Raw genomic sequence first — 10,330 nt, 5'->3', positions numbered from 1 at the left:
CCGGTGCGGGTGTCGGTGACCTTGACGGGCCCCAGGTCACCGGTGGACTGCAGGTAGGCGCCCTTGTTGACGGCGTCGGTCAGGGTGACGGCACGGTCGCCGGCGTCGATGGTCCAGGTGAACTCACCGGCCTGCTCCGGCACCGTCGCCGTGATCGTCTGCTCGCCCTCCGACGACGGCGGATCCGTGGTCAGCGACAGGGCGGTCCAGGCGTCCAGGGTCCGGTTGTCGAAGGTGTCCTTCCACGTCGTGATGTCGGTGAGCCGCAGGAACGCGCCGATGCCGTAGGCGTGGCCGGGGGTGAGCTTCCCGGCCGGGACGGTGAGGGAGGCGGTGAAGGCACCGCCGCCGGCCCGCATGGAGTCGTAGTAGAGCTGTCCGCCGCTGGTGTCGGGCGACGTGGCGACCCACTGGCGGTTCCCCTGCTTGCCCGGCTGCCACACGTCGGCGTCGAAGAGACCCACGTCGAGAGAGTAGGTCAGCGTGGGACTCGGCCAGTCCGGGACGTCGAAGCCCGCGCCGAGGACGGTCAGCCGGGTCGCGGACTCCGGGTCCACGGCGGTGCCCGGCACCGTCACCAGCTGCGGCTTCCCCGTGGCGCGGAAGACCCGGACGTCGAAGGTGCCGGAGACCGTCCGCGCGCCCTCGGCGTTGGCGGCGACGATGCGCGCGGTCGCCCCGTCGGCGTCCAGCGGCACAGCCGGCAGGGTGAACTGCTGTGTTCCGCCGACGATGGGCTGCGCGTACTCGGCGCCGGTCCACCGCTTCCAGGTGGCGCCCTGGTCGTCGCTGCGTTCCAGGACGATCGTGCCGGGGTCGACGGCGGGGTTGCCGGTGACCCGGAACTTCACCAGCGGCCTGGTCCCCTGAATGGCCGCCAGATCGCGCGGCGGTTCGGAGAAGGTGGGCGCGGAGTACGGCGCGGTGGTGAGCAGCAGGGCCGTGGAGGCCGCCTGGCCGTCGCCGTTGGTCGCCACGATGCGTACGTAGGTGTTGTTCCAGGAGGCGTCGACGGCCGGGATGGTCAGGGACTCGCCGGTCGCGCCGTCGACGGCCGTCCACGGGCCGTTGGCCGAGCCGGAGCGCTCCCACCGGACGTCGGCGTCGCCGTCGACGTCGGCGGTGACGGTCAGGTCCCGCCCCTCGACGTAGGGCGCGTCGGCGGTCGTCGAGGGGTTGGCGAGGATGACGGGGACGTCCTTGACGTCGGGGCCGGAGCCGAAGCGCACCGAGACGTCGAAGGGCGGCTTGTCGGGGTCGTCGCTGAGGCCGCTGGTGTGCCAGTAGCTGGACAGGCCGGTCTCGTACTGGAAGTCGACGAAGGACTCCGGCCACGAACCCCAGGCGGGCTTGGCCTCCTTGACGGAGCCGGCGATGGCGGAGGTGGTGGAGCGCACCCCGTCGACCAGCGGGAAGTAGTCGACGCCGGAGAAGCGCGGGGAGATACGCACCCCGCCGTCCGGACCCGCGGCGGTGTCGAGGCGTACCTGGTCGAAGGCCGCGACGGTGACCCGGCGCGCGGGTACCTCCTCCTGCTCGCCGGGGTTGTCCCGGCTGGAGCCCATGCCGCCACTGGTGGCGGTGAGCGTGCCGGTGCCGTCCTCGGCGATCGTCAGGGTCGGGTCCTTGACGTACCAGGTGACCATGCCCGCGTAGGCGTTGGCGGTGAAGGCGCCGTCCCAGTGGATCGTCGCCTCGCCCGTGACGGGGTTGGCGGTTCCGGTGCCGCCGGTGAACAGGGCGCGCTGGTCGAGCAGTGATCCCGCACCGGGGATGCACTTGGTGGCGTCGGAGATGCCCTGCGCGGTGCCGTCGGGGACGCGGTGGATGATCCGTACGCCGCCCTGTCGGTCCTGGAACTCCTGCTGTGTCCCGGCGGAGAAGAAGTTGCAGCCGGCGTTCGCGGGGTTGCCGCCCTGGTAGATGCTGTTGACGCCCCATTCCAGGCTCGCGCGGCTCACCGGGGCGGGGCTTCCCCCGCCGGAGATCACGCTGAGCCGCGCCGCCGCGGAGGTGGCGGAGGGCCCGTGGCCGTTGTCGACGACGACGCGGTACCGGGCTCCCTCGTCGGCCGGGCGGGACTTGAAGGCGTAGTCGGCGGCGGTCGCCTTGGCGATGTCCGACCATGCCGCGCCGGCGGTGTCCTGGCGCTGCCACTGGTACGTGAAGGGGCCGGTGCCGCCCGCGGTGACGGTGAAGCGCGCGGTCTGGTAGGCCTGCACGGAGGTGTCGTGGGGCGGCTCGACGACGCCGGCCGCGACGGGGGTGACGGTGAGTTCGGCCCCGTCGGAGGTGTGCTGGGTGAAGGCGCTGTCGAAGACCTTGACCGAGTAAGTGGCGCCGTTGTCGGCGTAGTTCGCGGTGAAGGTGTAGGTCGCGGAGTTGCTGTTGGGCAGCGGGACGCTGCCCTTGGCGTCGGTGCGGTACCACGTGTGGAAGCGGGCGCCGGGGAAGTCGGCCGAGAAGGTCACCGACCCGCCGTCGGCCACGGTCTGCGGTCGCGGTTGCGCCGCGAACGCCGGGTCGGACGCCGTGGCGACGCCGGTCCGCGCGGCCTGGGCGGCGACGGTGGCGCCGGCAGGGGCCACTTGGGCTGTGCCGGCCGACGCGGGTCGGGCCGGTGAGGGCGCGGCCACCATCAGCGCCGCGGCGGCGGCCGCGAGCCCGACGGTGATCCGGGCCGGGGAGGGTCTGGAACGCACTCTCAAGTCCGCTCGTCGAAGGGGAATTCGGCTGTTGGAGGGGCCGGCCTGCGGCCTGGCCCCGACCCCCGTGGTGCCGCCCGCGTGACGGCCGGGGCCACCGCGGACACTGCGTTCGCCGGACGGTGTCGACACTGTTGCCGCCCCCCAGCGCCCCGGAGGCCGGTGGGCGGCGTCGAACCGCCCTGGGCCGGTGGGTGCGCTCCGGACCGATGCCTTGCGGGGCCCGGTCCGATCCTGCGAAGTTAGGATAGCCTAACCTATCTATCATGCCGACAGATCGTCGACAACATGTTGACTTAGGGGACCCTAAGTTGCAAGCATGGCCGCGAGCACGACCCAGGGAGGAACCATGGCAACATCCCCTTTTTCGGCGGTCATTCGCGCCGCGAGCCAGGACCGTCACACTGAGGCCGAGAACGCACCGTTCATCGGCAACCTGCTGGGCGGACGCTTCGGTGTGGACGCCTACGCCCGCTACACCGAGCAGCTCTTCTTCGTGTACCGCGCACTGGAGGAGGCCGCAGGGCGGCTGGCTCAGGACCCGGTCGCCGGTCCGTTCCTCCAGCCCGAGCTGATGAGGGTCGCCGCGCTCGAACGCGACCTGCGGCACCTGCAGGGCGACGAATGGCGCGAGCGGGCCGCGCCGTTGCCCGCGACCCGGCGGTACGCGGAGCGGATCGCCGAGGTGGCCGCGACCTGGCCGGCCGGATACGTGGCGCACCATTACACCCGGTACCTCGGCGACCTCTCGGGCGGTCAGGTGATCCGCGGCATCGCCGAGAGGACGTGGGGTCTGGAGCACAAGGGCGACGGCGTCCGCCTGTACGTCTTCGACGGCATCGACAACCCCGCCGCGTTCAAGCGCCGGTACCGCGCGCTCCTCGACTCCCTGCCCGTGGACGAACTCGAGAAGCAGCGCGTGGTGGAGGAGTGCCGTCACGCCTTCGCCCTGAACAGCGCCGTCTTCGCCGACCTCGACGCACTCTTCCCGCTCACCGCCTGAGCGGAGCCGTCGCCCGGCCGTCAAGGTTCCGGGACCCTCCACTTCACCCATGAAGATAGGTTAGGCTTACCTAAGTTCAACGGAGCTTGACCTGGGACAGCCGTGTCCCGGGTCCCGCATGCCCACAACGTGTACCACCGTGTCCGCGCGAGCCGCGGACGATGTCGGACGGGGGCCATCCGCCCCCGTCGCCCCGATGGAGGCAGCCCTGTGACGGGCAACAGACAGCCCCAGCCCCCGTGTCCGTCGTCCTCCGCCACCGGCCGCGGCGTACCGACCGCACCACGCACGGCACCGGCCCGGCGCATCCTGCTCGGACTGCTGCTGGTGGTGCCGGTGCTCCTCAGCGGCTGCGGCTCGCCGGCGAGCGCGAGCCGTCCCGGGCAGGTGGGCGCAGGCCGCACCGTCCCGTGGGACCAGGTGCGTCCGGCGGCCGATCCACGCTCCTACAGCGGACCCACGACGGCCACCGTCGCGGACTCCGACATCACCCCGGTGACCCGCGCGGCCCGCCCGGTGCTCCCCACCACGGTCACCGACGTGCAGGGCACCAAGGTGACCGTCCGGAGCGCCGACCGGATCCTCGCGCTCGACCTGTACGGAAGCCTCGCCGCCACCGTCCAGGGCCTCGGCCTGGGCGACCGCCTCGTCGGCCGGGACCAGTCCACGGGCTTCCCGGCCGCCGCGAAGCTGCCGCTGGTCACCCGCGGCGGACACCGGCTGAACGCCGAGGCGATCCTCGCGCTGCACCCCACCGTGCTCATCACCGACACGACCCTCGGCCCCTGGGACGTCGTCCTCCAACTGCGCGACTCCGGCGTACCGGTTGTGGTGGTCGGCGCCAGGCGCTCGCTGGACACCGTCGGCACCCTCGTCGACGAGGTCTCCGCCGCACTGGGGGTGAAGGCCGAGGGACGGCAGCTCCGCGACCGGCTGCGGAAGGAGATCGCCGTCGAGCGGGCGCAGATCGCGAAGGTCGTCCCGGCCGACGCGGCGCGCAGACCGCGCGTGATGTTCCTCTACGCGCGCGGCCAGGCCGGTGTCTACTACCTGTTCGGCAAGGGGTCCGGAGCGGACTCCCTCATCAGGGCGCTGCGCGCCGTCGACGTGGCGAGTGAGGCCGGCATCAACGGCTTCACACCCCTGAACGCCGAGGCGATGGCCAAGGCCAAGCCCGACGTCATCATGATGATGAGCGAGGGACTGCGCTCCGTCGGCGGCGTCGAGGGGGCGCTGAGCCTGCCGGGCGTCGCCCAGACCCCGGCCGGGCAGCGCCGCCGCATCGTGGACATGAGCGACTACCAGGTCCTGTCCTTCGGGCCGTTGACCGCGCGGGTGCTCGACGCGCTGGCCCGCGCCGTCTACGCACCCGACTCGCTCGCCACGTCCCACGCGGGAGCGGCGTCATGACCGCACTCGAGACGGGCACGCACCCCAAGAGCGCCCCCGCCGCGACGGAGAACGCGGCCGGGACGTCGGCGGGGAAGGCGACGGAGAAGGCGACGGAGAAGGCGAGGGAGAAGGCGGCGCCCGCGGGACTGACCGCGCGCGTCGCCCTGTTCACCGCGCTCGGTACCGCCCTGGTCCTGGTCGGACTCGGTTCGGCCGCGCTCGGCCAGTACGGGATCGGCTTCGGCGACGTGGCCGACTCGGTACTGCACCGGCTGTCCGGGCCGCTCGGTCTGGGGCACCCGATCGGCGACCCCTTCGCCGAGTCGACCCTGTGGCAGATCCGCATGCCCCGCGTCGTGATGTCGCTGCTGGTCGGTGCCGTCCTGGCCACCGCCGGAGCGCTCATGCAGGGGGTCTTCGGCAATCCGCTCGCCGAACCCGGCGTCGTCGGGGTGTCGGCGGGCGCCGCGCTCGGCGCCGCGTTCGTCATCGTCGCCGGCATCGACGTCCTCGGCGGGTTCACGGTCCCCGCGGCGGCCTTCCTCGCCGGGCTCGTCGCGGTCCTCCTCGTCTACCTGCTGTCCCGGGCCGGCGGCCGCACCGAGGTGGTCACCCTGGTGCTGACCGGGATCGCCGTCAACGCCGTCGCCGGAGCCGGACTGGCGTTCTGCATGTTCTTCGGCAGCCAGACCGCCCGCGACCAGATCGTCTTCTGGCAGCTCGGCAGCCTCAACGGCAGCCGCTGGGCGTACGCCGGCAGTGTCGCGCCGTTCGCCGTGATCGGCCTCCTCGGCGCCTGCCTGCTGGCGCGCAGGCTCGACCTGCTCTCCCTCGGCGACCGGTCCGCCCGGCACCTGGGGGTCAACGTGGAACGCCTCCGTGTCACCGCGATCGTGCTCATCGCCGTCATGGTCGCCGCGGCCGTCGCCTTCAGCGGCATCATCGGCTTCATCGGGCTCGTCGTCCCGCACCTGGTGCGCATGGCGGTCGGCCCCGGCCACCGGGTTCTGATCCCCGCCAGCATGCTGGGCGGCGCCGTGCTCCTCGCCACCGCCGACGTCGTCGCCAGGACCGCCATCGCCTACGCCGACCTCCCGATCGGCATGCTCACCGCCCTGGTGGGCGGCCCCTTCTTCTTCTGGCTGCTGCGCACCACCCGGGCGCGGGCGGGAGGCTGGCTGTGAGCGCGCGCACCGCACTGGGACGGCTCACCGGCCGCAGGGCGGCTCTGCCACGTCCGCCGGAGCCGGGAACGGTGGCGCTGTCCGCCAGGGGACTCGGCCTGCGCGTCGGCGGCACCTGGCTGCTGAAGGACGTCGACCTCGACCTCGCCGCGGGCTCGCTGCTGGCGGTCGTCGGCCCCAACGGCGCCGGCAAGTCGACCCTGCTGTCCCTGCTGGCCGGCGACCAGCCCGCGACGACCGGGACCGTCCACGTCGGCGGGCTCGGCGTCGCCACGGCCCATCCGGCCGACCTCGCGCGCCGTCGCGCCGTGCTGCCCCAACGCGCCACGCTGTCCTTCCCGTTCACCGTCGCCGACGTCGTGGCGATGGGACGGGCACCGTGGGCCGGCACCGACGTGGAGGACGACGACGAGGACGCGATCGCCCACGCCCTCACCGCCGCCGGCATGACGGGCTTCACGCACCGCCGCTACCCGACGCTGTCGGGCGGCGAACAGGCCCGCGCGTCCTTCGCGCGGGTCCTCGCCCAGGGCGCCTCGGTGCTGCTGCTCGACGAACCGACCGCCGCACTCGACCTGCGCCACCAGGAACAGCTCATGCGGACCGCCCGTGACTGCGCCGACCGAGGGCAGGCGGTGCTGGCCGTCCTGCACGACCTGCAACTGGCCGCCGCCTACGCCGACGAGATCGCGGTGCTCCACGCGGGCCGGCTGGTGGAACGGGGCGAGCCCGGGACGGTACTGACCGAGCCACTGCTCGAAGAGGTCTATCGGCTTCCCATCGAGGTGTACCGGCACCCCGTCACCGGCGCGGTGATGGTCGGACCCCGACGGCACGGCAAAGGAACACCCACACCATGACCACACCCCTCCACCCCCTCACGGCGCCGCCCGTCCGGCCCGCAAGCAGGCGGCCAGGACACACAAGGCACCTGCTGTGGACCCTCGTCACCGCGGCCCTGACGGCGGCCGCCACCGTCCTGGCGCCGGCGCCTCCGGCCGCGGCCGCCGCCCGGGTCACCCTGTCCCCGGGCACGGCCGACCCCGACTACGCGAGCGAACTGCGCCTGCACGGCGCCGGATTCCAGTCCGTGAAGAACGGATTCGGCGGCGTCTACGTGCTGTTCGGCACCGTCAGCGGCACCTGGCGGCCCAGCCGGGGCGGCACCAGCGGTGAGGACTACGTCTACGTCCAGGACTCCGAGACCAAGGACAACCACGGCTACCAGCGATTCGTGGCCTTCCCTGGCGACCCGACCGCCTACGCCGCCAACGGCGGCACCGTGCAGGCCGACGGGACCTGGGACGCCACCCTGGTCGTGCCGGGAGCCGTGTTCCCGGCCAAGGGCCGCGACGGCACGATCCGCCAGGTCGACTGCCGGAAGGTGCAGTGCGGGGTGATCACCATCGGAGCGCACGGCGTGGCGAGCCCGGCCAACGAGACGTTCACCCCCGTCCGTTTCACCACCCCGGCCAAGCAGACCCCCGCCACGAAGTCCGCCCGGCACGGCGCGTCGAAGACGCAAAGCGGCACGCCCGCCACTCCTTCGTTGGTGCCGACGCAGGGGACCAGCCGCTCACCGGCAGCCGTCGCCCCCGCCGCCTCCCCGACGGAAACCGGCGAGCCGACGACCACCGTCGCGGCGGATCCCGTCGTCAGCGCCACCTCCACCTCGGGGGCGGGCCGCCTGGCGGTGCTCGGCGCCGCAGTGGCCGCCGCCGTTCTGGCGGGCTTCCTTCTGCTGCGCCGGCGCAGGCGCACCGCGACGTCCACCGGAACGGGGGAGAAGTGACAACACGGATATCCGGCGGTCGCACACGGGCCGCCACCGCCACCGCCCGGCGAGGCATCGCCTCCGTACTCGGTGTCGTGGTGGGTGTGGTGTCGGCGGCGGGTGTGGTGGTCGTGGGGGCCGGTCCGGCTTCGGCGGCTTCGGTGTCGGTCTCGGATGCCTCGTTGGCGTGGGGTCTCAGTGGTGAGCAGGGGGGTGGTGCGTTCTTCGGGGGCTGCAACTTCCTGTCGGCGGGGAAGGCGGGGGACTCGGGTTCCAGTCGTTTGTGGACGCAGGGTGACGACTTCTATGCGACGCGGGACGGGAACGTCACGGTGGAGAAGCCGGATGCGGCGGGTGTGTTCGGGGAGCCGTCGTGGGCGACGAAGTGCCAGGACCCGAACGGGGCCGCGGTGTCGGCGGGTTCGACGAGTTCGTTGTCGCGTAATCGTGTGGTGTTCAGTCGTGGCACGGGGACGGTCGACGCGGCGGCGGGTACGGCGTCGATTCGCTGGTCGGGTTCGTTCACATCCGTCTTCTATGGCGGCCTGACGTACTGGTCGGCGTCGGATCCGGTGTTGACGGTGGATGGGGACGGTACGGGGACGCTGACGGCGACCGCGTCCGGTTATGGCGCGGACATGAATGATCCGGGCACGTGGGTGGCGTTGCCGGCGAGGACGGTGACGTTGGCGAAGCTGAGCGGTGTCGAGGTGGGTGCGGCCGGTTTCTCGGTGACGCCGGACTATCTCGGGGAGTCGGTGTCGGTTCCCTCGGGGACGACGGGGCAGCCGGCGAAGTCGGGCTCGAACCAGGCGTTCTGGGGTTCGTTCCCGCAGGACTTCGTGGACTTCCAGCAGTCGACCGGGCAGTCCTCGTACTGGTTCACCTCCGGCGGTGCCCGCGACGCGGCCAAGCCCGCCACCCCCCTCACCCTCAGCTACACGACCCGGACCGACGGCACCGCCGCGCCCACGCCGGGCGAGCCCGGCACCACGCCGACGGCCACCACCCCGTCGTCCCCCGCCGGTGCCGCCGACGCGTCACCGACCGGCACCACCTCCGGTGCCGCCGAGGACTGCGCGGTCACCGACGCCGTCAAGGGCGGCAGCCTGACCTGGGGCTTCAAGAAGAGCTTCCGCTCCTACGTCGGCGGCCCCACGGGCAACAGCATCACGGCCGACGACGGCCTGAAGATCCTCGCCCAGGACCTGGCCGTCGCGGGCAGGAACGCCACGGGCAGCTACCAGTGGCCCTTCGAGTCGAGTTCCGCGTACACCTCGCCCGACGACTTCACCGTCCAGTACGCGGGCCGCGTCACCTACTCCTACCCGGCCCACTTCTTCAAGGTCGCGATCGCCGAACCCCGCCTCGTCGTCCGCGGAACGACCGGCACCCTCTACGCGGACGTCAGTCTGACCGTCAGCGCCCCGGACGCCGAGCCCACCACCGACGCGCGCAGCGACGTCGCGCTGGCATCCCTCGACCTGTCCGGCGGCACCGCGGACAACGGCGCCTCGGGCGTCACCCGCACCGTCCGCACCGCGATCCAGGACACCAAGGCCTTCACCTTCAACGGGAGCAACTTCTACCAGAAGGGCCAGCGGCTCGACGACGCCACCGTTCACCTGAGCGGCTGCGCCGGCACCGGAGCCGCGCCCACCACGGGCCCGGACGGCACCACCGGCGGACAGGACACCGGCGGCACGGGCGACGACTCCGCACTCGTCCCCGACACCCGGTTCAGGCCCGACGAGTTGGCCAGCACCGGCATCGGCGCCCACGCCACCGGGGCCCTCGCGGCCGCCGCGGCCGGCGCCACCGCCGGCGCGGCCCTGATGCTCCTCGCCCGACGCCGCAGGCACACCGCCGGCGTCCACCGCTGACCAGCCGAGCCGACCACCGCCCACCGGCGGCGAAGGGGGTGAGGCCGCCCGCAAGGGCCGGACACCCGCGCAAGCCGAAGGGGCCGGGCATGCCCGCCCGGCCCCTCGACCAACGGGACACGAAGTGTCCCGCCGGATTCTCTTCAGGAGAGAAGAAACCAATGTATCGAATGACGACGCGCCGCCCCGGCGCGAGATTCAGCCCCCGCGCCGTCCGCCGCGCGACCCGTGCCCTTGCCGGTGTCGTGGTGGGTGTGGTGTCGGCGGCGGGTGCGGTGGTCGTGGGGGCCGGTTCGGCTTCGGCGGCTTCGGTGTCGGTCTCGGATGCCTCGTTGGCGTGGGGTCTCAGTGGTGAGCAGGGGGGTGGTGCGTTCTTCGGGGGCTGCAAC

Annotated in this window: 8 protein-coding genes; 6 read left to right on the top strand and 2 right to left on the bottom strand. The window is 72.7% G+C overall.

What is annotated here, in order from left to right:
* Positions 1-2,702 (bottom strand): RHS repeat domain-containing protein (locus CHF15_RS43380; RefSeq protein WP_143681792.1); only part of this gene is annotated, 2,702 nt, incomplete at its 3' end.
* 352 nt (positions 2,703-3,054) lie between these two features.
* On the opposite strand from CHF15_RS43380, the gene CHF15_RS43375 reads away from it, so the two are divergent.
* The 5 genes from CHF15_RS43375 (at position 3,055) to CHF15_RS43355 (ending at position 8,076) form a co-directional block, all read left to right on the top strand.
* On the top strand, positions 3,055-3,708 hold the full coding sequence (locus CHF15_RS43375; RefSeq protein WP_089229467.1) for a biliverdin-producing heme oxygenase: 654 nt from the start codon (positions 3,055-3,057) through the stop codon (positions 3,706-3,708).
* Positions 3,709-3,918: 210 nt separating this feature from the next.
* Positions 3,919-5,118 carry a heme/hemin ABC transporter substrate-binding protein gene (locus tag CHF15_RS43370; protein ID WP_089229466.1) on the top strand — a complete coding sequence of 400 codons (1,200 nt, stop codon included), beginning with the start codon at positions 3,919-3,921 and terminating at the stop codon, positions 5,116-5,118.
* On the top strand, positions 5,115-6,284 hold the full coding sequence (locus CHF15_RS43365; protein ID WP_089229465.1) for a FecCD family ABC transporter permease: 1,170 nt from the start codon (positions 5,115-5,117) through the stop codon (positions 6,282-6,284). Before CHF15_RS43370 ends, CHF15_RS43365 begins: the two co-directional genes overlap by 4 nt.
* Positions 6,281-7,144 carry a heme ABC transporter ATP-binding protein gene (locus tag CHF15_RS43360; RefSeq protein ID WP_089229464.1) on the top strand — a complete coding sequence of 288 codons (864 nt, stop codon included), beginning with the start codon at positions 6,281-6,283 and terminating at the stop codon, positions 7,142-7,144. Before CHF15_RS43365 ends, CHF15_RS43360 begins: the two co-directional genes overlap by 4 nt.
* Positions 7,141-8,076: a hypothetical protein gene (locus tag CHF15_RS43355; RefSeq protein ID WP_089229463.1), complete on the top strand. Its 936-nt coding sequence runs from the start codon at positions 7,141-7,143 to the stop codon at positions 8,074-8,076. Before CHF15_RS43360 ends, CHF15_RS43355 begins: the two co-directional genes overlap by 4 nt.
* Positions 8,077-8,362: 286 nt before the next feature.
* Here the strand turns inward: CHF15_RS43355 and CHF15_RS43350 are convergent, their stop codons facing one another.
* The gene (locus tag CHF15_RS43350) at positions 8,363-8,584 is read right to left on the bottom strand and encodes a hypothetical protein (protein WP_089229462.1); all 222 of its coding nucleotides are present in this window, start codon (positions 8,582-8,584) and stop codon (positions 8,363-8,365) included.
* Positions 8,585-8,744: 160 nt separating this feature from the next.
* On the opposite strand from CHF15_RS43350, the gene CHF15_RS43345 reads away from it, so the two are divergent.
* A complete protein-coding gene (locus CHF15_RS43345) occupies positions 8,745-9,941 on the top strand; it encodes an HtaA domain-containing protein (protein ID WP_089229461.1) in 1,197 nt (398 codons plus the stop codon).
* Positions 9,942-10,330 lie beyond the last annotated feature (389 nt).

It is taken from the genome of Actinacidiphila glaucinigra (genome assembly GCF_900188405.1).
Taxonomy (GTDB): domain Bacteria; phylum Actinomycetota; class Actinomycetes; order Streptomycetales; family Streptomycetaceae; genus Actinacidiphila; species Actinacidiphila glaucinigra.
This window is presented reverse-complemented; position numbering and strand designations above follow the sequence as displayed.